Source organism: Leeuwenhoekiella sp. MAR_2009_132 (assembly GCF_000687915.1).
In the GTDB taxonomy this organism is placed as follows: domain Bacteria; phylum Bacteroidota; class Bacteroidia; order Flavobacteriales; family Flavobacteriaceae; genus Leeuwenhoekiella.
The window spans coordinates 1,403,985-1,427,475 of the sequence record NZ_JHZY01000004.1; the positions used below are offsets into that span (position 1 = coordinate 1,403,985).

General features: G+C 34.2%; 17 protein-coding genes and 1 tRNA gene. 8 read left to right on the forward strand and 10 right to left on the reverse strand.

The genetic code is table 11. The features are described 5' to 3' along the window. Positions 1 to 381 precede the first annotated feature (381 nt). The 4 genes from P164_RS14540 to P164_RS14555 all read right to left on the reverse strand — a co-directional run bounded on the left by P164_RS14540 (position 382) and on the right by P164_RS14555 (position 7,862). Positions 382 to 2,517, reverse strand: coding sequence for a DEAD/DEAH box helicase (locus P164_RS14540; protein ID WP_028377062.1), 2,136 nt, complete (start codon positions 2,515 to 2,517; stop codon positions 382 to 384). Next, positions 2,517 to 3,830 carry an ATP-binding protein gene (locus P164_RS14545; RefSeq protein WP_028377063.1) on the reverse strand — a complete coding sequence of 438 codons (1,314 nt, stop codon included), beginning with the start codon at positions 3,828 to 3,830 and terminating at the stop codon, positions 2,517 to 2,519. The genes P164_RS14540 and P164_RS14545 overlap by 1 nt, the downstream gene beginning before the upstream one ends. A gap of 4 nt (positions 3,831 to 3,834) precedes the next feature. Next, positions 3,835 to 6,297 (reverse strand): NINE protein, encoded by a 2,463-nt coding sequence (locus P164_RS14550; protein ID WP_081817384.1) that lies wholly within the window; start codon positions 6,295 to 6,297, stop codon positions 3,835 to 3,837. A gap of 509 nt (positions 6,298 to 6,806) precedes the next feature. Then, positions 6,807 to 7,862, reverse strand: coding sequence for a hypothetical protein (locus P164_RS14555; protein WP_028377064.1), 1,056 nt, complete (start codon positions 7,860 to 7,862; stop codon positions 6,807 to 6,809). Positions 7,863 to 8,045: 183 nt separating this feature from the next. On the opposite strand from P164_RS14555, the gene P164_RS14560 reads away from it, so the two are divergent. Continuing rightward, positions 8,046 to 8,567 carry a hypothetical protein gene (locus P164_RS14560; RefSeq protein ID WP_028377065.1) on the forward strand — a complete coding sequence of 174 codons (522 nt, stop codon included), beginning with the start codon at positions 8,046 to 8,048 and terminating at the stop codon, positions 8,565 to 8,567. Then, on the forward strand, positions 8,557 to 9,249 hold the full coding sequence (locus P164_RS14565; protein ID WP_051621366.1) for a nucleotidyl transferase AbiEii/AbiGii toxin family protein: 693 nt from the start codon (positions 8,557 to 8,559) through the stop codon (positions 9,247 to 9,249). The genes P164_RS14560 and P164_RS14565 overlap by 11 nt, the downstream gene beginning before the upstream one ends. Positions 9,250 to 9,461: 212 nt before the next feature. Here P164_RS14565 and P164_RS14570 read toward each other — a convergent pair. Then, positions 9,462 to 9,535: transfer RNA gene (locus P164_RS14570), tRNA-Ile, on the reverse strand. 69 nt (positions 9,536 to 9,604) lie between these two features. Beyond that, a complete protein-coding gene (gene mce, locus P164_RS14575) occupies positions 9,605 to 10,027 on the reverse strand; it encodes a methylmalonyl-CoA epimerase (RefSeq protein ID WP_028377066.1) in 423 nt (140 codons plus the stop codon). Between the two features lie 141 nt (positions 10,028 to 10,168). Between mce and rbfA the strand changes: the two genes are divergently transcribed. Both rbfA and P164_RS14585 read left to right on the forward strand, forming a co-directional pair. Further along, positions 10,169 to 10,561, forward strand: coding sequence for a 30S ribosome-binding factor RbfA (rbfA, locus tag P164_RS14580; protein WP_028377067.1), 393 nt, complete (start codon positions 10,169 to 10,171; stop codon positions 10,559 to 10,561). Between the two features lie 12 nt (positions 10,562 to 10,573). Beyond that, entirely contained in the window at positions 10,574 to 11,776 is a 1,203-nt protein-coding gene (locus tag P164_RS14585) for an ABC transporter permease (RefSeq protein ID WP_028377068.1), read from the forward strand. Between the two features lie 33 nt (positions 11,777 to 11,809). Here the strand turns inward: P164_RS14585 and dusB are convergent, their stop codons facing one another. Next, positions 11,810 to 12,805: a tRNA dihydrouridine synthase DusB gene (gene dusB / locus P164_RS14590; protein ID WP_028377069.1), complete on the reverse strand. Its 996-nt coding sequence runs from the start codon at positions 12,803 to 12,805 to the stop codon at positions 11,810 to 11,812. 85 nt (positions 12,806 to 12,890) lie between these two features. Continuing rightward, on the reverse strand, positions 12,891 to 15,302 hold the full coding sequence (locus tag P164_RS14595) for an outer membrane beta-barrel family protein (protein ID WP_035899877.1): 2,412 nt from the start codon (positions 15,300 to 15,302) through the stop codon (positions 12,891 to 12,893). A gap of 169 nt (positions 15,303 to 15,471) precedes the next feature. Here P164_RS14595 and lepA point away from each other — a divergent pair, with 169 nt between their 5' ends. Together lepA and P164_RS18740 are read left to right on the forward strand one after the other, a co-directional pair. Continuing rightward, positions 15,472 to 17,268 (forward strand): translation elongation factor 4, encoded by a 1,797-nt coding sequence (gene lepA / locus P164_RS14600; protein ID WP_028377071.1) that lies wholly within the window; start codon positions 15,472 to 15,474, stop codon positions 17,266 to 17,268. Beyond that, the gene (locus tag P164_RS18740) at positions 17,268 to 17,438 is read left to right on the forward strand and encodes a hypothetical protein (protein WP_159106033.1); all 171 of its coding nucleotides are present in this window, start codon (positions 17,268 to 17,270) and stop codon (positions 17,436 to 17,438) included. The genes lepA and P164_RS18740 overlap by 1 nt, the downstream gene beginning before the upstream one ends. A 33-nt stretch (positions 17,439 to 17,471) precedes the next feature. Here P164_RS18740 and P164_RS14605 read toward each other — a convergent pair whose 3' ends face one another. After that, a complete protein-coding gene (locus P164_RS14605) occupies positions 17,472 to 18,566 on the reverse strand; it encodes a Gfo/Idh/MocA family protein (protein ID WP_028377072.1) in 1,095 nt (364 codons plus the stop codon). A 161-nt stretch (positions 18,567 to 18,727) separates the two neighbouring features. Beyond that, positions 18,728 to 20,602 (reverse strand): cation:proton antiporter, encoded by a 1,875-nt coding sequence (locus tag P164_RS14610; protein ID WP_028377073.1) that lies wholly within the window; start codon positions 20,600 to 20,602, stop codon positions 18,728 to 18,730. A gap of 237 nt (positions 20,603 to 20,839) precedes the next feature. Here P164_RS14610 and P164_RS14615 point away from each other — a divergent pair, with 237 nt between their 5' ends. After that, positions 20,840 to 21,697: an MBL fold metallo-hydrolase gene (locus P164_RS14615; RefSeq protein WP_028377074.1), complete on the forward strand. Its 858-nt coding sequence runs from the start codon at positions 20,840 to 20,842 to the stop codon at positions 21,695 to 21,697. A gap of 68 nt (positions 21,698 to 21,765) precedes the next feature. Then, the gene (locus tag P164_RS14620) at positions 21,766 to 23,415 is read left to right on the forward strand and encodes a S8 family peptidase (protein ID WP_028377075.1); all 1,650 of its coding nucleotides are present in this window, start codon (positions 21,766 to 21,768) and stop codon (positions 23,413 to 23,415) included. Positions 23,416 to 23,491: the final 76 nt, after the last annotated feature.

Sequence of the window (23,491 nt, forward strand, 5' to 3'; positions counted from 1 at the left end):
AAATACTACTGTTGAATTCCATTTACTTTCCATAGAGCTGTATGCGTTTCCTTTTCGATTGCTCCTATTTAAAATTTAGAATTGAGAAAGGCTTTTATAAAAAGAGCGACTTTGGAGCCTGATTATGCAAAGCGTCTCAAGCTAAATTTTAGTTCTTTAAAGAAAAGGAAATGGCTGCTGTAAAGAATGCCTAAATGTTTGTTTTGAGTTTGCTCAAAGCTCATTTAGAAACTGAAATATTAAGTGAGTAGGATCAAGCGAACGTAATCCCTTTTTCTGGGATTGTGTTCAAGACCTTTGAATGAACCGCTTTTCCCGTAATGAAGCCTTTCGCGGAATGCAGGGTAATGGGGTGAAATTTAAATATAGGATTTAATAGTACTAAATATCCTGCAAAACAAGTCTTGACTTTTCAAGAAAACTATATGCCCCGTCGAAGTCAAAGTAGCGATCTTTAATTATTTCTATTTGATAAAAAACAGGAAGATAAACTCCCCATTTAGAGAAATTTAAAAATGTTTTATTTTCTAATAATGCCTCTTTTATAGCCAAATCTAAATCTATTTTACTTTTAATATTTGAAGTAAAAATACCTTTCAAATCATCAAGATTGCTATTAATATCCAAACTGCTATTATTTTCATCCAAAAGAGATTCATATCCCAAAATAGCAAATATGAATTTTATGCTTTTATTGATTTTACTTCCTGAAAAAGTATAAACCAAAATGGAATTTTCTTTTAAAACAATTGGAACATCTCTTGAGAAATCATTTATAGTAAAGTGCTTAAATTCAAACCTAAGCTCTTCCAAAATAGATTTGCAATTTTCATTTAGTTCGGGATAAGAAAAGTTTGATTTTAAAATACGAAACATTTCTTTTCTTATCTCAGGATGGATATTGCCACCTGTTCCTGAGTATGTAGGGGGTTTTCCATCATTTGCAGGAATAACCTCTATTTTATTCGAGTTGAAATCAACATCCTTAATTTTCCAAATTCTAGCTGCAAGTAAAATGTTTTCTCCTACTTCTATTTGCGGAGAAAAAGGCATTTCTCCAATTTTACGACCTTGAGAAGAAACTTTAAAATTCTCTTCTGTTTTAAATACACTGTAAAAGTCTTTTGAATTAACAATATATTCTCCCTCCAAACCTAAGATGATCTCATCTCTGATTTTTTCCAAATATTCTAGTTTAAGACATTCTTCAATTATTTCTTCGACCTCATTTTGTCTGATTAACTTAAATACAGGATTCAAAATTATAAAATTAATTAGCTCCGCCTGTTTTATACCACTATTCTGCTTAGCAATAGATAATAATTGATGAAGTAATATATCATAAGCCTTTTCAGAAATTCTTAATGGCTCCAAAAAATCTTTCTCATATAAACCCCAACAAGCTAGAGATTGTAAAAAACTCCATTTGGTAGTGGTATATATAATAACATTACTAGACTCACCTTCTTTTCTACCACTTCTACCTATCCGTTGAACTAATGAAGAAACTGAAAAGGTAGAATCTATTTGAACAACTTTATCAACTGTTCCTATATCAATTCCTAATTCTAATGTTGAAGTACAAGAAATACAAAAATTAAAACGTTCATTGGTTTTAGCAAAATTCTCTACTGATTCTCGAATTTCCTTATCTACAGATGAGTGATGTGAAAAATAATTTTTATGCCCTCCAACTTTATCTGAAATTCGTCTTAGTTTAACTGCAATTTCCTCAGTTTTAGCTCTACTATTTGGAAATACTAACGTTTTAGAATGGTTTGTTTCAAGATATAAGTCCTTTAAGAGGTCCAATCCATATTCCTTTCCTTTATTCTCGAAATATTTAAAATATGCTTTTGTTATTTTTTTCGTCTTATCAACTAAAACTTTTGTGCGCTCAACGTCTCCTGTGATTTTTTTTATCTCTAGAAAATTCTCATTTCCTATTGTTGCTGAAAGACCAATGATAGCAAATTGTGCATTTGTTCTTTCTTTTAATCTAAATAGTAAAGACATCAATTGTAATCCTCGATCAACTCCAAGAAAAGAGTGTATTTCGTCAATCACAATAAATTTTAAGTTTTTAAATAATGTCACAACGTTATATGGAGCATTAACAAACATTGCCTCAATCGACTCGGGAGTAATTAAAACTATTCCCTGAGGATCTTTTATTAGTTTCTTTTTTAAAGATCGATTAGCTTCCCCGTGCCATTTAGTAACATCAATCTCAAGGTTTTTACATAGATCTTCTATACGCTTAAATTGATCATTTATTAAAGCTATCAGCGGAGATATATAAAGAACCTGTACTCCGACTTCGTTAAAATTAACTTTAGAAATTATAGGTAAGAAAGCAGCCTCAGTTTTACCTGAAGCTGTATGTGATGCAAGAATATAATGATTATTAGTTTCTAATATTTTGGGGATGGCTGCTGCTTGTATAGGTCGTAATTTATCCCACCGCTTTTCCCGTATATATTTTCTAATAGGCTCTGAAAGTAGTTTATATGCCACTATAATTCTTCTATAGAATCTAAATTAGTTTCTTGAGGTCTTTCATCCTTTATTTCAATACTTGAAAAAATAGATGCTTTATCTGCTTTAGGATTTTGACGCAATAGACTCATAATATTAAGAAAGTCTCGAATAACTTCTCTTGGTGTTAAAAATTCATCTGCTCCAGGCTTATTAAACATATCCTCCATATACAATTGGATATCTTCATCTGTGATATCTATCTCTATATCATAGTTAAAGTTGTATATCTCTTTTAGCTTTTTTAGCAAGACAAATATTTCATTATGATTAAGTGGTTTTAGCTTAATTACAGGTTGGGTGTAATCTCTAAATTCTACTGTCTCAAATTTATTGGTTTGAAGTCTAGTTTTTAAAGCGTCATAACTGAACAACCCCCTACGCTCATTTTCTAAGAATTCTTTAGTCCCTGCAAAATTTATAAAGAGATTAGATATCTTTCCTTGAAAACAGTCATTAAAAATAGTTAGTATTTTTTCATAATTTTTGGCTCTTGTGGGTGCAGTTGATATTTTATATAAATTGATAGCCTCATCCAAATTAATCATAAAACCACTATATCCAATACTTACAAATAGTCTGCAAAAATTTTTGAGCATATCATAGTAGTTCAGGTCATTAATTATTTCCCTAACACCTAAATCTTGTCTAGCTTCTGTCTTTGTTGAGTACTCTCCCTTTAACCATTTTAAAGCACTCCTTTTTAAATAGTCGTCTCCCGTAATATACCCCTCAAAATATTTGATAACAACCACTCCAAAATCAAATCCACCAGTATCAGATACTTCATTAACTGCTTTCATCAAATTATTTTGAATCAAGCTGATATATTTCTCTTCTCTTATTTCAGTAACAGCTATTTTATTTTGCTGAGCTGTAATAGATATTTCTTGTTCAATCCATTTATCAAGCAAAGTTGGCAAAGCTCCCCCTTCAGGTTTTGTTTGAATAGCTATATTATCCATTATTGCACTATAAAGCGCTAATGCTTTACCATCATTAGAATATAATCGATTATCTGGTGTGAAATCTGCATTTGATACTACGAACTTCTCTCTAGTCGCTACTGTATTTAGTAGATGAAGCATAAATGACTTTCCAGAACCAAAATCTCCAATCCAAAATTTGCACATACTATGCCCATTTTTGACATCTTCTAAGGCACTAGTGTAAGCTTCAATTTCAGGTTCTCTTCCGACGGTTATATGTTGAACTCCAATTCTTGGAACAACACCTCCTGATAATGAATTGACAATAGCTTTCGCTTCTTTAGATCTAATTTTAGCTGCCATAAACTTAATTTTGTATTATTTCTTCGTAAAAAGATTTTTCTATAATATAATTTTCTTCATCTTCTTCAATTAACACCTCTCCCTCCAATACCTCAAAACATATCTCATTAATACTGTCAATCAACTGATTTTTTAGAAATCCTCCTTGAATTGCAATTAGCTGCACTGCCTGTTGCGGAATCATATATTCATTATCAACAATTGAATTCAAAATATTTTTTTGTAAATCATTAAAAATCAGACCTTTTCTATATTTTGAGATTGATTCTTCTTTTCGTTTATTTCCTAGGTCAATTACAATATCCGTCTTTTCAACTTGAGTTATATCATCATCCGATTCTGAAGAGCCTAAATATTTATTTAAGATCTCTATTGTATTTGAATGTTTATCTTCGACTTCTTGAATTTTCTTCTTATCTAAAATAATTTTTCTTCGTTTTGGCTCGTAAAATCCCGACAAATTTTGAAGAGCTTTTTCAATATTTTCGGTTGTCATAAGTTCATCAATTATTTTCTGGAACTCTATAACTTGATCTTGACTTTTGAATAGTGACTTTTGAATTGTTTTAGTTAATTGTTTATTATGAATCTTATCAGATTTCAAATCATAAAAAATGTATTTAGCATAAAATTTTAAAGCTTGCGTTTTATCTACACCTGCTATTATTTTAGAAGCCTCATAAAAAACATTTTCAATATTTTGATTTTTAACATTTAACTTTTCCAACCTTTCAATCTCTTGATTAAAAGATTCAACATTTCCTTTATCGAGTTTAATTTTTTTGAATTCTTCTTTCCATCTATTTACATTTTGAGAATTTAGTTCTATTTCAGTTTCATCATCAGGAGAGCCTATTTCATTTTTAAAACGCTCTAGTAATTTATCAATCAGAGGTCCTGTAAAATCTTCAAACTTTTCTATTATAGCATTTTCATGATTAAAATATACCTCAGCACTGATCTTTCGATTATGTCTAAATCTTTCTCTTAAAACATTCTCAGTACGCTTGAAAACGGATAAATAAAAATCCCTTTCAATATTTTCTGAGGCAAATCGATAATCATACTTATTAGAATATTCTGGATTTTTATTTAGAATTATTCGTAGCTCTTCAATGAATAATTCTATAGAAGTGTTTTGCTTTTCTAGCTCAAAATCCAATTCAGTTATTACTTTTAAATAAAGATTTATTATAGCGGTGATACATCCTGGGATGGAATTAAAAACATTGGATTGATAATAAAATTTATTAAGAAGAATTACTTCTGAATCTTTTAAATTCAAACTTTCACCATAAATCCCACCAAGACGATATGCATTTGGGTCATATTCTGTAAACCCATTCTGGAATTGAAATAGAGGGTCTTCTAATTTAGATAAAAGTTCTTTTGAATTATTATCAGTCCTTTTTCTTAAGATATCCATCAATAAATAAAGACTGTAAGATTTAATCTTCGGCGTTTCATTCCCTAACAAAATAAGTTGATCGTATAGTTTTTGAAAATTCTGATGCTTTTGAAACGAATTATATAAATCAAAGTAAAGTATGAAAGCGTAGTTGGTATTTCCTTCTATGTCGAGTATTTGTCCATTTAAAAAGCTCTTCTTATATCTTTCATAAAATGCCTTTTGTGACTTAGAAGCATAGCTTATATCGTCATAACTATAAACATACATATGTGACCAAGATGGCACTGTATTTAAGTATTCTTCCTTTACTATCTCTAGATTTAATTCAAAACTGTTAACATCAAAAATAGAATCATCATTTGGAGCATTATTTACATCTTGAGAGTTTGTAACGTATCTATTGGAAGAGTCTTTAATTTTTGGCCTATGCCTATTATTAACAACCTCATTCCATTGTTCTTTAGTCACGTGACTATTCCTTAAATCTTTCTTTTTACTAAAGGGTATTCCTTTATTATATCTTTCGTTAAATTTTAAATCTTGCATAGTGATTAGTATTATAAAATCTATAAAACCAATAACGAAAGGAATAAATGTCCAACAAAACAAAGTATAAAGGACTCCTTTACCTATCTGGCCTAAATAATATCTATGCAATCCTATTCCTCCAAAAAATAATGCCAATAAGCTTGCTCCTATTTTATTTTTATTCTTAAATCCAATACGGAAAAAAATATAAGCTAATGTGGAAATAACTATTATGGCAATAAAAAAATCAAAAAAATCAGAAGATTGATTCAATGCCTTACTCGAATCCGATATTAAAGTTCTTTGAGATAAATTAGAATCTCTCTCAATCTCTTGCAAATATTTATTAAATGAATACCCCTCAACTCCTTTATAGGATAACTTAACCCAATTAGAGCCTTTTGCGCCTAAAACTTCTACAGTATCACCTTTGCTAATAACATCAACAATAGAAGACGTTGACGAAGAACTACTTCTGAGATTTAAATCAGCGTTGGTAACATAAAATCCTGAATCCTGAATATTCATTAAGAATTAATCAAAGTATAATTATAGTAAGAAAATAACTTGACACTATATTGAAGGGAAGATAGGGTGTCATTTTTTTGATTGACTAAAAGTAGAGGAATATTTTTAAGTAGCAAGTGAACTTTCTTATTTATCAAAGACAACATTAGACTTTAAGATACTAAGAAGCAGCAACTACTGCTATTTAATTTAGAAGGATTATTATAAATGAACTTTAATTTCTGTGTTTAAACCAATAGCAATTAGTCTTAAAACATATTTGATAATGTTAAATAATAGTTCTTTAATGAAAAGGAAACGGAAACGGCTACTGTGGAGAATGGACAAATGTTAGTTTTGAGTTTGCCCAAAGTTTGATTTGAAACGAAATTTCAACCTAATCGGATCAAGTGAACGTAATCCCTTTTTCAGGGGTTGTGTTCAAGATTTTCGAATGAGCCTCTTTTCCCGAAATGGAGCTTTTCGCGAAATGCAGGGGAATGGGGTGAAGATTTAAGAACCTAAAAATGCTATTCTATAGAATTAATAAAATCTAGTTTCTCAATTCTATTTTTAGCCCATTGAATTACTTGATCTTTTTCACCATCTAATGTTTGATTATTTTCAAACATCCCTATAAATTCCTTGAGATTTTCAATTCGTTTCCATTGATCAGCTAATTGTAAAAGTTTCTCAAATCGATTTTCTTCTTCGATCTTTTTCCGTTTTAAAGCTTCAGCCTTTTCTGACTCAATTTTATTTCTCTGATGTCTTACATCACGATAAATGGATTCAGCACGTTCTGTTTTTGCTAAATACTCCAGTTTAGCAATGATTTCAGAAATCTTATCTTCTATAGTTATTGTTTTTTGATCCTGCCATTCTTTCGCTCTCCATCTATCAATTTTTAAAGCAAGCTTTCCTGTAGGTATATAATCAGATCCCCAACCATCATACCTAGAAACCCGTTTGTTAACTTCACGAAGACTAAAGGGATAGGTTTCTCCATAAATACTAATTTCATATTGGTAATTCCGGATTTTAAAACGATGTCCTCTTAATCTTAAACTTTTAATCAAACAGTCCATAAATCGAAGCGCACGAGCGTGTAGTTCTTTAGATGTGTTAATAGAAATTGTGGGATTGTCATAACCGCTCAAGTATTTACCTCGCTTACGAGCCTTTTCTCGCTCCTCTTCCACCCTTAAATACTCTTGTACTAATTTATCAGGCTTACTGAGTCTTTTTGATACGGATAAATCTAATCGACTATCATTTTCGATTTCTTCTTGAATGTATTTTTCTAATGCCTTTCCGCTTAAGTACATCCAAGAATAAGGATCTTTTTTTTCTTTAATAGCTCCCCAAACAATACGGGCATCATTAGGGTTTGGTAGTTTCGGTTGAATCCCTTGTTTACCAAATTTTAATTTTGACCAATAATTAGATGGTGGTCTTGGTATATCATGCTTTTTACAAATCGCAATAATGGTATGGTAATCAATATTCAGTTCCTCTTTTATTTTAGTTAAGGTCTTAGACCAGACTAGATCATAAAACTTCTCACGAGTGAATTGCTCTATCATAAATGCTTAATTTACCCCCTAAATTATCGAGAGTTAAGCAGTAATCAAAATCAATAATACAGTTTTTGTTACAGTTAATATTGGTATAGTATCTAATATCCGGATACAGGATATTATTGTATACTAAACTTATATTTAATATAATATATGATTATATTGCATATCCGGATACAGGATATCATTATGCAAAAAACAACAGAACTTACTGCAATTGATATAGCAATGCTTCTAAAATTAATTGCTAATCAAGATAACCCGCTAATGCAAACTCAGCTTTCGGAGCAATTATATATTGCCCAGTCTGAAGTGAGTAGATCCTTATCACGTTTAGATTATGCACAGTTATATAGTAAGCATAACAAATCCGTAAATAGAATGAATACTTTTGAGTTTCTTGTTTATGGAGTTAAATATGCATTTCCTGTACAACCTGGTTCAATTGTAAGAGGCATCGCTACGGCACATAGTGCTCCTCCACTAGCCGATCTCATTATCAGTCAGGAAAATTATGTATGGGCATATGCGAAGGGCACTTTAAGAGGACAGCATGTTGAACCCTTTTACAAAAACCTTCCAAAAGCTAGCTTAGAAGATACTAAATTTTACGCACTTTTGGCTTTAGTTGACGCGCTTCGAGTTGGAAAAATAAGAGAAACTGCTATTGCAAAAGAAAAGCTAGAGCAAAGTATCATTCATGGAAAATAAAATCATAAATATAGACACCGTTGCACAAGTTGCAATAGCGTTAAAAGATCTCAAATCGAAAATGATCTTTGTGGGTGGTGCGATAGTCAGTTTATATACTGATGATCCAAGTGCAGAGGAGATACGCCCTACACAGGATATCGATCTCACCACTGAACTGGTAACGTATACCGATCTATTAAATCTTCAGGAAAAACTCAGTGAATTAAAAATTTATCCTGATCCAAATGCGGGAGATATAATAAGTTATCTATTTAATAATATCGCAATAGATATTGTTCCAGGAAAAGACGGACTTACTGGCCCAGCAAACAAATGGTACAGCTATGGTTTCAAAGATATCCGTAAAACATTTGCTAAGGATCAGGAAATTCAAATATTTAGTCCTGCTGTTTTTATTGCAACAAAATTTGAGGCTTTTCACAGTCGTGGGAGTGATTTTAGAACCAGTCACGATTTTGAGGATATTATAAACGTACTCAACAACTGTACATACATCGTAGAAGACATAAGCAAAGCTCATAGAGACGTTATTTATTATCTTCAAAACGAATTAAGCGTTATAATGGAAAGTCCTTTAAAAAACGAGTTACTTGCCGCTCATATTCATCCGTTGATACGTGAAGAACGAATAATTATTCTTGAAGAAAAAATTAATAAAATTCTAGCTTTTAGAGTTTAGTAGAATGTTTGTAAAGCAAGATTTATTTGTTTCTTTCTGTAAATCGCACCAAAATCCCCACAATATTTCCATTTTAAGTCAAATTGATAAAATTCATAATCAATTGACTGCAAATGAGTTAAATTTTTATTAAAATTAGAGTCACTTGCAAATTACTTGCAAATAAAAAAAGCCTCAGAAGACAAAATCTTCTGAGGCTTAGTGTTTACTAGTGGTCCCACCTGGGCTCGAACCAGGGACCACCTGATTATGAGTCAGGTGCTCTAACCAACTGAGCTATAGGACCGGCATTAATACTATTTAAAGCATCAAAGCGGGCGCAAAAATAACATTAATTTTTTATTACTGCAAACATTTAATTGATCTCCTTGAATTCAATACCTCTATCCTGACATAATTCTATTAAAACACCACCCGTAGTTTTAGGATGCAAAAATGCAACCCATTTATTATCAGCACCCTGCTTTGGGGTTTCATTTAATAATTCAAAACCTTCTTTTTTTAAACGATTCATTTCAGACTTAATATCTTCTACAGCATAAGCGATATGATGTACACCTTCTCCTCGTTTAGCTATAAATTTTGCTATAGGACTACTTGCATTTGTTGCTTCTAACAGTTCTATTTTACTTTCTCCCATTTCAAAAAAAGAGGTGTTTACTCCTTCTGAAGCTACTTCTTCAGTCTTATAAGGTGCTTTACCAAGCAACTTCTCATAAAGTACATTTGAGGCCTCAAGACTTTTTACCGCAATTCCTATATGTTCTATTTTTTTCATAGTATTTCTAATATTATAAGATTATAAAAATAGAACTATTTAAAATGTATCCTAAACGAGGTATGCCATTAAGAAATTTAATCTAAAACACCTCCTCATTATTTACAATTACATCGTATCTAAAAAACGTACTTTTGCAATATGGAAACGAACAGGCAGAAAAAAGTAGGTGGCGTTTTGCAGCGCGACCTCGTAGATGTTATACAAAAAGCACTTGCACAGGCAGGTGTTACAGGTATTATAGTATCTGTAAGTAAAGTAGGTGTTACTACAGATTTATCACAAGCTAAAGTATATATGAGTGTTTTTCCTCACGATAAAGCAGCAGAAATGTTGCGCGAGGTAAAAGCGGTTAAGCCGTTTATAAAACACGAGATTGCACAACGTACGCGTCATCAATTACGCCGTATGCCCGAATTACAATTTTTTATTGATGACTCTTTAGAATATATTGACGGTATTGATAAATCATTAAAAGGTACCGAAGATCCTATTGAAAATCCAGATTTATTGCCACGACGCAAAAAATCATAAGAAGAACCTACGTTGAAATTTCCTGTATTTATCGCAAAACGTTACCTGTTTACAAAGAGCAGCAACAATGCTATAAATATTATTACACTAATTTCTGCGATTAGTATTGTAGCAGGTTCTGCTGCATTGTTTATCGTATTGTCCGGTTTTTCAGGGCTTAAAGATTTTAGTTTATCTTTCTCTTCAATTTTTGATCCTGATTTGAAAGTGATTCCCGCAAGCGGAAAAACAATTCAATTTACAGATAAAAATGCAACAGATTTGACGGCTGTATCCGGTGTTGCAGACTTCACTAAAATTATCGAAGAACGTGCATTTCTAGAATTTAGAGGCAAAAACCATATTGCATATCTTAAAGGGGTTGATGCAAACTATATGCGTGTTAATACTATAGACAGCACGCTACTTTATGGCAATTGGATTACAGAAGACGAACCTGTGGCTGCAATTGGCTTTGGTATTTCTCGTTTACTTTCTCTTGGAGTTAATAATTATACAGATTTGCTAAGGGTAATGGTTCCCAGACCCGGTGACGGCCAAATTTCAGACCCTACCCAAGCCTTTAATAGTGCTCAGTTAGTAGTTTCAGATATTTTTCAAGTTAATGAAGAGCTAGATCAAAAGTATATTTTTACTAATCTTGAGTTTGTACGCAATCTGTTGCGATATGACAGCACCACATTGAGTGCTCTAGAGATTAAGTTAGACCCACTGGCAGACCCGCTAGCCGTTAAGAAAAATGTAGAAGCTATTTTGGGCAGAAACGTTGAAGTAAAAACCCGCTTTCAGCTCAATGACAAATTATACAAGATGCTTAATGCCGAAAATCTGGCGGTTTATCTCATTTTCACTTTAGTGCTCATCATCGCCCTTTTTAATCTGGTAGGTAGCATTATAATGATCATTATCGATAAGAAAGAAAATATTAAAACCTTACACAGTCTGGGTTCTACGCTAAAAGAAATTAGGTATATTTTCTTTTTACAAGGGGCTATGATGACCATTTTTGGAGGTCTTGCCGGTATTATTCTGGGAGCCTTAATTGTAGGTGCTCAACTTCAGTTTAAACTTAAAATGATCACAGCAACGCTTGCCTATCCTATGGAATTTACCTTTACAAATTTCATAACCGTTTTTGCAACGATCTCCATTTTAGGAATATTGGCTTCTTATCTAGCAGCATCTACCATCAGACCCAAGCTTATTGAAGACTAATTTTTCAATTGAAAAAAGAATAAAATTCAGTTTCTAATGTTCAAAGACATAGTCTGAAAAACGCTCTTCAACCTCATCGAAGGCTGCAAATACATCTATAGAATCATCACTGGTCACCATTTTCATTCGGTATTCTTTAAAGTCAGGAATCCCTTTAAAATAGTTAGTATAATGACGACGCGTCTCAAAAACACCCAGTTTTTCACCTTTCCAATCTATTGCCATTTGTAAATGTCTACGGGCAGCATTTATGCGCTCTTGCATTGTAGGAGGTGGTAAGTGTTCTCCAGTTTTAAAATAATGCTTTACTTCTTTAAAAAACCAGGGGTAGCCTATGCTAGCACGGCCTATCATCGCGCCATCTAAACCATATTCATCACGCATTAAAGCAGCTTTTTCGGGTGTGTCTACATCACCATTCCCAAAAACAGGAATATGCATTCTTGAATTGTTTTTAACTGCAGCAATAGGTCTCCAGTCGGCGCTACCTTTATACATTTGGGCACGGGTTCTTCCGTGTATGGAAATCGCCTTGCAGCCCACATCCTGTAAACGTTCTGCAACCTCCACAATTTTGATAGAATCGTGATCCCAACCCAAACGGGTTTTTACGGTAATAGGAAGGTGTGTATGCTTAACCATAGCTTCGGTTAGGGAAACCATAAGGTCTATGTCTTTTAGAATCCCGGCACCGGCGCCCTTAGAAACCACTTTTTTTACAGGACAACCAAAGTTGATGTCAATAATATCTGGCTTTGAAGCTTCAACGATCTCTACACTTTGCAACATCGATTCGAGATTTGCACCAAAGATCTGAATGCCTACGGGTCGTTCTTTCTCGTAAATATCGAGTTTCATCACGCTTTTAGCGGCATCCCGAATAAGGCCTTCACTCGAAATAAATTCAGTAAAAACCACATCTGCACCCTGCTCTTTACACAATGCGCGAAACGGTGGATCACTTACATCTTCCATAGGTGCTAAAAGCAACGGGAAGTCTCCTACATCAATATCTCCTATTTTTGACAAAACGATAAATTTTTTGCAAAATTAAGCAATGTTTTGCTAAGTAAGTGTGTAGTTTATATACGTAAAAAAAAGAGTGTAGCTTTAACTATTGTTTTGTTAAGCGCTTTTCTTCTTCAGTATTAATATCTCTGCTGTTGTCGCTTAACTTGAAATTCCCAAATTTGTAGCGCAGTCCTAGCCGAATCTTTTGAGATTCTGGCATTGCGAAGAAAGTATTGTTTTGATTCCCATATTTTGAAGTAAGCGGGATATTCATCGTATTAAATATATCTTCAGTACTAAAAGTCGCCGTTAACCTCCCATTCATAAAGGCCTTCTGTAGATCAAGACTTAAAGCATACTGCGGGCGATCGTATTCATAAGAACCGGCCAGAATATTTGACATAAAATAATTTGTAACTGTTGCGGTAAGCGATTGATCTATTATTAAATAATTCAGGGTTCGTAAATAAACACCATTAATATTCTTTTTCACGTTATCGACCTGACTTTCGAGTGCTTTAAATTCGTTTTCCATATTATAAAAGGAAGATTCGACACTCATCCACATCCAATTGGTAACAAATTCAGAATACGTAATATCAAAGCTGAATTGTCGCTCATAATTGAGATTAGTATTCACACTTCTTAAGGTCAAATCCTGATTATCCTGAAAAGGTAAACGGCTCATCGCATTATCTATACGATCCCAATATAGATCAATACTCAACTTATTTTTAAACGTATAATTAAATTGAATTCTATTAGCTATTGCAGGCTGAATATTAGGATCTCCTTCCTGAAAATTATTTTCATTTAAGAAATATCTAAAAGGATTCAAGCTCTGAAAACGCGGCCGATCAATTCTTCGGTTATAGGTCAAACTAAAAGAATGATTTTCAGACGGGTTGTTAGTTATGTAAACAGTAGGAAACAACTCGAGATATTCTTGTGTGTTTACAACTCCCAATGTTCGTGAGTCGCCATTTGCAGCTGTATATTCTCCTCGTAAACCGCCTTTAAAACTCCATTTATCCCAATCTCTAGAAAAGCTGAAATAAGAAGCGTATATATTTTCGGTATAATCAAAATTATCATTTAAAATAGCATCAGAATCACTCACATTTCCGGCAGTATTGAAAAATTCCTGTCTACTTTCAGAGTTAATTCCTGAATATTTTACTCCGGTTTCAATTGCCCAATTTTCTAAGCTTCCGGTATAATCTAACTGTCCTGTATAAATTTGAGAATTTTGAGTAGGTATGGTATTGAACGCATTTGCATTTAAAAGGTTTCCCTGGTTAGAAAAATAACGCGTGTTTACAGATTGAATTTGATTGTCTGTGTAATCAATATAGTTTGCAATCGTAGTTAACTTCGCACCATTTTCTCCCAGTTCTTTATCGTAGTTTAAACTAAAGATCAAATTATCACGGTCATTCTCAAGTAGGCTTTGTGTGGTATATAAAGAATCAAGCTGTCCTTGCGGATTATACGTTTCTGTTCTACCGCTAATATCTGAATCTGCTTTAGGCGTATGTAAGATATTAGCGCTAAAGCTTAGTAATTCGGTTTCACTTAACGTGAAATCTAAAATAGTATTTAGGCTATGTGAAAATGTACGGGTATCGCGTTTAAATAAATCTTCCCAGGTTGCTTTTTCGCTTCCATCGGGGTTATAAAATTGTACAAACCCCTCATCGGTTTTAGTATCAAAACGTGAATTAAAGGTATAACTGGCATATGCATTTAACCAGTCGGTTTTGTAATATTGGCTTGTTCCTACGGCATATTTAGGAACAATACCCACGGTGTTTGAAGCATTAATACTTCCTTTATACCCTATTGAAAGATTTTTTGAAGTAATGATATTTAAAATCGCACCGCCTTCTGCATCGTATTTTGCCGGTGGTGTAGTTATAACTTCCACAGATTTTACATTGACTCCGGCAAAACCTTCAAGCAATTGCTGCAATTCTTGACTTGTTAAATAAACTTTTCGGTCATTTATATAAATCTGTGCCGGCCTGTTTTTCACTAAAATCTGATCTTGATTTATAATAACTCCGGGCGTACGCTTTAGAATATCGTATGTTGACCCCGAAGAAATTGCAGTATTTTCTACATCAAACACCAGCCGATCAATCTTGCGTTGTATTACTGGTCTTTTTGCTGTAATGGTAACTTCATCCAGAAATTCTGCACTGTCTTGTAATGTAAAAGGAGGAAGAATACTAGCGTCTTTAACATCAATAGGAGTGCTGTAAAAATCTTTATAGCCTACAAAACTTACTTTTATTAAGTAGCGGGCTATCTCTAAATTTGAGAATTTAAAAGAACCATCATCTTCACTTACTGTCCCTTTTACAAAGCTAGAATCTGCTGCTTTAAGCAATAAGATATTTGCAAAGGAGACCGGTTTCTTCTTAGAATCAATGACTTTAGAAGAGATATCGTACTCCTGTGCAATTAGTGCCAAAGGAGCAAGAAATATGTAGAATAGAATTGTGTTCCGCATAGAAAATCAAATCTAATGTAATTTTAATGTTAAAGCTGAATGAATTTTGACCTTTTTTTAAACTTTAAGAATAATAATTCCCTTAAAATAGATTTATTAGAAAATGGCTTTTCTAAACTGTATATTTGTGCGCTAAAGCGACTTTAGTGTCGCACGATGAAGAAAGTCTATGAAGAACATTCGCAATTTTTGCATTATAGCTCACATTGATCACGGTAAAAGTACCCTTGCAGATCGTTTACTCGACGCTACGGGTTCTGTTACAGCACGTGAAAAACAAGAGCAACTTTTAGATAGTATGGATCTTGAGCGTGAACGTGGTATCACCATTAAATCGCACGCTATACAGATGGATTATGTACATAACGGTGAGCCCTATATACTTAATCTTATTGACACTCCAGGTCACGTAGATTTCTCATATGAGGTATCTCGTAGTATTGCTGCCTGCGAAGGCGCTTTGCTAATTGTTGATGCAGCTCAAAGTATACAGGCACAAACTATTTCTAACCTATATCTGGCTTTAGAAAATGATCTTGAGATTATACCTGTTTTAAATAAAGTTGATTTACCCAGCGCAAATCCAGAGGAAGTTACAGACGATATTGTAGATCTTTTAGGTTGTAAACATGAAGATGTAATTCCTGCAAGTGCAAAGACAGGTTTGGGAATTCAGGAAATTTTAAATGCAATTATTGAACGTATACCTCCTCCTAAAGGTGTGGTAGATGAACCGTTACAAGCACTTATTTTTGATTCGGTTTACAATCCTTTTAGAGGGGTTGAAACCTATTTTAGAGTTTTAAACGGGGAAATTAAAAAAGGCCAAAACATCAAGTTTATGGCTACCGGTAAAACTTACTTTGCAGATGAAGTAGGAACGCTTAATCTTAAACAGACTCCTAAAAAAGTAATTAAAACAGGAGATGTAGGTTACCTTATTACCGGTATTAAAGAAGCAAAAGAAGTAAAGGTAGGGGATACTATTACAGATGCAAAGACGCCTACTACAAATATGATTGAAGGTTTTGAAGATGTGAAACCTATGGTATTTGCAGGTATTTATCCTGTAGATACTGAAGATTATGAAGATTTACGCTCTTCTATGGAAAAACTGCAGTTAAATGATGCTTCTTTAGTATTTGTACCGGAAAGTTCTGCTGCTCTTGGTTTTGGTTTTAGATGTGGGTTTTTAGGAATGTTGCATCTTGAAATCATACAGGAACGTTTAGAGCGTGAGTTTGATATGACTGTAATCACTACAGTACCTAACGTATCCTACCATGCATACACAATTAAAAACAGAGATACGCCTATCTTAGTTAATAACCCTTCAGATTTACCAGACCCTTCTGGGATAGATCGCGTTGAAGAACCATTTATAAAGGCTTCTATAATTACTAAAGCAGATTTTGTAGGACCTGTAATGTCTCTATGTATTGAGAAGCGGGGTCAGATTACAAATCAAACTTATTTAACTCCAGAGCGTGTTGAATTGTCTTTTGATATGCCGCTTGCTGAAATCGTTTTTGACTTCTACGATCGTCTTAAAACGGTTTCAAAAGGATACGCTTCTTTTGATTATACACCTATAGGTATGCGTGCATCACATCTGGTTAAGGTAGATGTATTGTTAAATGCGAATGTAGTAGATGCACTATCTGCACTTTTACACCGTGACAATGCCTACGATATAGGTAAACGAATTTGTGAGAAATTAAAAGAGCTAATACCACGCCAGCAGTTTGATATACCTATACAAGCTGCAATAGGGGCTAAAGTTATTGCAAGAGAAACGGTAAAGGCTTTACGTAAAGACGTTACCGCAAAATGTTATGGTGGTGATATTTCGCGTAAGCGTAAACTTCTTGAAAAACAGAAAAAAGGTAAAAAACGTATGCGTCAGGTAGGTAACGTTGAAATACCACAGGAAGCATTTATGGCTGTTTTAAAACTTAATGATTAATGCAAAAGAAACAACTCATAGGCCTGGGATTAATTGTGGTTTGCGGCGGGTTAAGTCAATGGACGCCTGCTAAAGAAAATCAACTTATGGTCTGGCTTATGGCACTAGGAGCAATGGCAGGAATGCTGCTGGTCTTATCAGAATATTTTACTTCAAAAAAAGAGTCTTAGTTAAGACTTTTTTTTTGAAGTAATTCTTAAGAATTAGTACTGTTTAAGTAAAATTTTTGCTCCATTAGTTCTACCAGATTCTAAAGCTGCTTCTACAATTTGAATATCACGTAGGCCTTCGATCCCTGGGGCAGTCATCTCTTTATTTTCTAGGATAGAGAGCGCATCATCATCCATTTGCAGCGTTTGTTGATTGCAATTGCAAGGTTCAAGCTTTTTCCCATCACTAGTGCTACCCTGAACTCCCGTATAACTCTGAAAAGGGGACAGTTCATAATTTCCATCTTTACAAGCTACTTTTAAAAAATTTATATTGTCAGCATAAGTTACCCGGCCTTTAGCTGTTATTCCGTCAGGAAATTCTACGTCAAAATAGGTGATTTCTTCAGCTCCGTTTGTAAACAGCGATTTGCGTTGAGTAACGTGTTTTGCGGTTAATGATACTGGTTCGAGACCCGTTGCATAACGCATTGCATTAATAGGGTAAACACCCATATCATAGATTGCACCTCCTCCTTTTGCACCATCTAATCGCCAGCCTGCATCAGCACCAATTTTAAAACCGGCTTCTGTGTGTACCTGCTCTAGAGCACCGTAGGGTTGTGTTTTAGACCATTCTATGATTGTCTTTGTGTTTTCTTCATGTTGCATACGGTAGCCAATGGCCAGTTTTACTCCGTTCTTATCGCAAGCATCTATTATTTCCTGACATTCTGCTACAGTCATTGCCATAGGTTTTTCGCAAAAAACATGTTTACCAGCTTCAGCGGCTAATATGCAGAATTTTTTATGTAAAAAAGTAGGTGTAACAATGTACACTACATCAATATCTTTATTATCAACTATTGAAGACAGATTTTCATAATTATAAATATTACTGTCTTTGATCCCATATCTATCTTTCCAGGTAGGAATTTTTTCAGGACTTCCTGTAACAATACCCCTCAACTCTATATGCTGCGTTTTCTGAAGCGCAGGAGCTAAATTGTTTGTAGCGTAACTACCCAGACCTAAAAGCGCAATGCCAAGCTTCTTATTAGGTTTTGAACACGCTAAGTAAGGAAATGGAATCGTAGTGGCTGCAACGGCGAGACCAGATTTTTTAATAAACGAACGTCTGTTTTGCATTTTATATTTTTTAGAAATTTACAGAACAATTTGATATTAAAACACATACCCGCAATCACTTAGCAAAATTTTAATATACGTTGCTACCATAATAAGAAAAAATGCACGAGTCCTTAAAATTATTCAATAAAAAAAGGGACTCAATTTGAATCCCTTAAATATTATGCTTCTGGCTCTTCTATGACCAGTTTTTCTTTAACCGGCATTTTTTCTGGATCAAATGGTTTTCCTAAATAAACCAACTTAGTATCTACATATGAATCTACCTCAAGATCGTCTATATTAGATTTTAAAATTTCGAGTTCGCCAGATTCCTTTTTCAAAAATATAGGAATACTATTTTTATCTGCTCGGGTACTTTCTATCAACTTCTCAAACATCTCTTTAGAATCAATATTAACTTCCTGAATAGTGGGATGTGCGCGGGCCACTTCGGTTAAGCGAATAAAATCGTCTGTAGGTGAAAATAAACCTCCTTCGGGACTGCTTTGAGGATCTTTCATCTCATCTGGAGTAATGAGTCTAAATGCGCCATTTTCACCAAAAATATCTTTAAATCTATTAATGGCATATTGATTTATATCACCATTACCGGTTAGTGCCATCAAATATCCTACATCATTAAGTTCTATATTATTCATTAAGCTATCTGAATAAATGCTGTCTTCAATAGCTTCCAGACCGCGTTCTTTTGCTTTTTCGATATTCACACTGTTACTGTCAACAAGTACAACGTGACGACCACCTTTCATCAAATATTCTGCAATAATTCGGGAAGCTTTAGACGCACCTATAATCACTATACCTTTAGATTCAGTTAAAAACACACCTACAATTTTAGCAAAAAGACGTGCCGTTGTTGCGTTTAATAAAACCGTTCCTAACACAATCATAAATACAAGAGGCGTGATATATTCTGCCCCGGCAACACCTTCATCTACCAGTTTTAATCCAAAGAGTGAGGCAATACCTGCAGCAACAATACCACGTGGGCCTACCCAACTTACAAACAGTTTCTCATTAAACTTGAGACCAGACCCTTTTGAGCTTAAGAATACGCCTATAGGTCGCAACACAAAAACAACAATAGCAAATAACAATACCGCCTTCCAGGTATAAACGAGATATAAATCTTGGATTTCTATGTTTGCTGAAAGTAGAATAAACAGCAACGAAATAAGAAGTACACTTAGCGATTCTTTAAAATATAAAAGTTCTTTTAAGTTAGGTAATTTCATATTACCCATTACCATACCCATCACCACTACAGAAAGAAGGCCGCTCTCGTGCGCAAATAAGTCTGAAAGTATAAAAACACCTAAAACAGAAGCGAGTGTAAATACATTTAATAAGTAATGCGGAATGACTTTTCGTTTAATACATAAAGCCAGTGCATGTGCAAAAGTAAAACCGAAGGTAAAGCCAAAAAGTACAATTTTACCAAACTCTTCAAGAGCGGTTAATGTAAACTCGCTACCGGCATCTACACTAATAAATTCAAATACTAATACGGCAACAAGAGCTCCTATAGGATCTATTAAAATACCTTCCCATTTTAAGATTGTCGAAATATCTTTTTTAAGCGGAATATTTCTTAGAATGGGTGTAATCACGGTGGGTCCCGTAACTATTATTAATGCAGAGAATAAAAACGATATACGTAAACTTAAATCAAAAATATAATAGGCAGCAGCTCCCGCTCCAAAAAACGTAACTAAAGATCCTACAATAATTAACTTTGTAATCACGGGGCCTACATTTTTTATCTCACTAAAACGCAGTGTAAGGCCTCCCTCAAAAAGAATAATCCCAATTGCCAGTGACACAAAATTAAATAGCCGCTCTCCGGGAAAAATACCCACTTCACCATTCCATATAGGTTCAATCCATTTTGAACCGTCATAAGTAAATAAGGTAGAGATAGGTCCCACAAAAAGCCCGATAAGTATAAGCGGTAAAATCGCCGGAATTTTAAACTTCCAGGCAACCCATTGTGCTAGTATTCCTAATATAATGATTCCTCCCAGTTCTAACATGAATTCAATTTTTTGCTATGATACGTTTTTCTGCATTGATTCTAAAGCGCACAAAGCCGTTTCCGTGTTAAATATAGCTTAATTAGACGGCTAGAAAAATTTGATTTAACGTGCTTTTAGTATTTTGCAAGACTTTACCTAATAATTGAGGTGTGCCTTTTAAAAAGATATGTGATAATGTTATGTGATATTTTTTAAAATTCAGTACATATCAACTGGTTTACAGAACGCAACTATATGATAATACACGCAATTGACGCCGGCAGTTTTAAATTAGACGGTGGTGCTATGTTTGGTGTTGTTCCCAAAACATTATGGACACGTACAAACCCCGCAGATGCAAATAATATGATAGACATTGGTGCACGATGTCTGCTTATTGAACACAGCAATCGCCTAATACTTATAGACACGGGAATGGGAGATAAACAAAGTGATAAATTCTTTGGTTATTATCATCCCTGGGGAGATGCTACTTTAGAAAAATCATTGAAGCAAAAAGGCTTTCACCCAGATGATATTACCGATGTTTTTCTTACACATTTACACTTTGACCACAGTGGTGGCTCTATAAAATGGGCAAATGACGGCAAAACCCTGATACCTACCTTTAAGAATGCAATTTACTGGAGTAACGCAGATCATTGGGAATGGGCAACAAAACCTAATGCTCGTGAGAAAGCTTCTTTTTTAGAAGAAAACATTTTACCTATTAAACAAAGTGGTCAATTGCGATTTGTTGATAAACCTCAAAACGCTTTTTCTGCAACATCAGAACTTGATTTTGGTATTTTATTTGCAGATGGTCATACCGATAAGCAAATGATTCCGCATATAGAATACAAAGATAAAACCCTTGTTTTTATGGCAGATTTGCTTCCTACAGCAGGCCATTTACCATTGCCTTATGTAATGGGTTTTGATACAAGACCCTTGCTCACCTTAGGTGAAAAAGACACGTTTTTGAAAGAAGCCGCAGATAATAATTATTATTTATGGCTAGAGCATGATGCTCACAATCCCATAATCACAGTAGAACATACAGATAAAGGGGTTAGACTTAAAGAACGTTTTAAGATCGAAGACGTCCTGTAAACCAGACCTCTTACTTGAGTTAAAAGCGAAAACCTTCAAACAAAAATTTAAATAACAACTCCTATAAAATGAAAAGAATTTTTATTGCAGCATTTAGTGCTGCACTGTTTCTAAATGCTTGCGGTACCGCACCATTACTTACCATACCGGAAGAAAATGTAGATAAACTTCCTTTAAAAATAAGTGACCTCAGCGAAGACCAATTGAAGAATTGGCCGATGATGGATATCACTATGGACACTGTGCCGGGTATGAGTGTTGAGAAAACCTATGCCGAACTTATTAAAGGCAAAGGAACTTCTGTAATTGTAGGTGTCGTCGACAGCGGTATAGATATTACGCATGAAGATCTTAAAAATGTATTGTGGACAAATCCTGGGGAAATTGCCGGTAACGGTATTGACGATGACAAAAACGGATATATTGATGACGTGCACGGATGGAATTTTCTAGGAGACATTGTTCAGGAACAATTAGAGAAAAGCAGAATCGTACAGAAATACGATGCACAGTTTAAAGGCAAAACTTTAGATCAAGTGCCTGCTGCTCAAAAAGAGCTATTTAAAACCTATACCGAGGCTAAAAGACAGGTAGAAACAGAGCGTGATGAATTAATTCAGCAAAAAACGCAATACGATGGCTTACTTGCAGCCGTAAAAACTGCTCATGCTGCTGCTACAGAAAAATTTGGGAAAGAAGATTATACTGTAGAAGATGTTGCTACATTACCCGCAACAACAGCGATGGAGGAACGCAATAAAGGTGTGCTTACTCAAATGCTAACGTATGCAGATACGATTCCAGAATTTTTAGTAATGCTTAATGAGCAACTAGAAAGCATGACAGATCGTCTTAATAACAATTACAATCTAGAGGGTAATTACCGTAGTGTTTTAGGTGATAATCCTGATGATATTAAAGATGTTGTTTATGGTAATAACAATGTAACAGGACCAGATCCTGATGCTGCTTTACACGGTACACACGTTGCCGGTATTATTGCTGCTCAACGCGATAATGGGATAGGGATGAATGGTGTTGCAAACAATGTGAAAATTATGACTGTTCGCGCGGTGCCAGATGGTGATGAGCGCGACAAGGATATCGCATTGGCTTTACGATATGCTGTTGACAATGGAGCAAAAGTAATCAATACTAGTTTTGGTAAATACTTTGCTACCAACCCGGAGTGGGTTTACGATGCAATAAAATATGCTGCAAAAAAGGATGTTCTTATCGTAAATGCTGCAGGTAATGAGGGTATAGATCTTGATATGGGTGATACGGTATATCCTAACGATCAATTAGATAATATTACCGAGTTTGCAGATAATGTGATTACGGTTGGCGCTTTAAACTATAAATACGGAGGTAAACTGGTAGCAAGCTTTTCTAACTTTGGTAAAGCTAATGTAGATGTTTTTGCTCCCGGTGTTCAAATCTGGTCAACTACACCAGGTAACTCTTATCAGTTTTTACAGGGGACTTCTATGGCTTCGCCAGAAGTTGCCGGTGTAGCTGCAATGTTGAGATCGTATTACCCTCAATTTTCTGCTGCACAAATAAAGCAGATTATTTTACAGAGTGGTGTAACTACAAACATTCAGGTTTCTGCAGGTGAAGAAGGTGAAGTGGTTAAACCATTTTCGGCGTTATCTAAAACAGGTAAAATGGTTAATATGTACAACGCCTTTAAAATGGCCGAATTATCAAAATAATTTGAATAAATACCGAAAAATTAAAGATAAGCTTTCAATGTTTCGGGGTTGATTCTGATAATATTTAATACCTCCT

Bases quoted from the DNA above. Each gene is read 5' to 3' on its own strand.
- P164_RS14605 (WP_028377072.1), bottom strand. From the start codon at position 18,566: ATGCAAAACAGACGTTCGTTTATTAAAAAATCTGGTCTCGCCGTTGCA.
- P164_RS14610 (WP_028377073.1), bottom strand. From the start codon at position 20,602: ATGTTAGAACTGGGAGGAATCATTATATTAGGAATACTAGCACAATGG.
- P164_RS14555 (WP_028377064.1), bottom strand. From the start codon at position 7,862: ATGATAGAGCAATTCACTCGTGAGAAGTTTTATGATCTAGTCTGGTCT.
- P164_RS14560 (WP_028377065.1), top strand. From the start codon at position 8,046: ATGCAAAAAACAACAGAACTTACTGCAATTGATATAGCAATGCTTCTA.
- lepA (WP_028377071.1), top strand. From the start codon at position 15,472: ATGAAGAACATTCGCAATTTTTGCATTATAGCTCACATTGATCACGGT.
- P164_RS14620 (WP_028377075.1), top strand. From the start codon at position 21,766: ATGAAAAGAATTTTTATTGCAGCATTTAGTGCTGCACTGTTTCTAAAT.
- P164_RS14615 (WP_028377074.1), top strand. From the start codon at position 20,840: ATGATAATACACGCAATTGACGCCGGCAGTTTTAAATTAGACGGTGGT.
- rbfA (WP_028377067.1), top strand. From the start codon at position 10,169: ATGGAAACGAACAGGCAGAAAAAAGTAGGTGGCGTTTTGCAGCGCGAC.
- P164_RS18740 (WP_159106033.1), top strand. From the start codon at position 17,268: ATGCAAAAGAAACAACTCATAGGCCTGGGATTAATTGTGGTTTGCGGC.
- P164_RS14545 (WP_028377063.1), bottom strand. From the start codon at position 3,830: ATGGCAGCTAAAATTAGATCTAAAGAAGCGAAAGCTATTGTCAATTCA.
- mce (WP_028377066.1), bottom strand. From the start codon at position 10,027: ATGAAAAAAATAGAACATATAGGAATTGCGGTAAAAAGTCTTGAGGCC.
- P164_RS14595 (WP_035899877.1), bottom strand. From the start codon at position 15,302: ATGCGGAACACAATTCTATTCTACATATTTCTTGCTCCTTTGGCACTA.
- P164_RS14550 (WP_081817384.1), bottom strand. From the start codon at position 6,297: ATGAATATTCAGGATTCAGGATTTTATGTTACCAACGCTGATTTAAAT.
- P164_RS14565 (WP_051621366.1), top strand. From the start codon at position 8,557: ATGGAAAATAAAATCATAAATATAGACACCGTTGCACAAGTTGCAATA.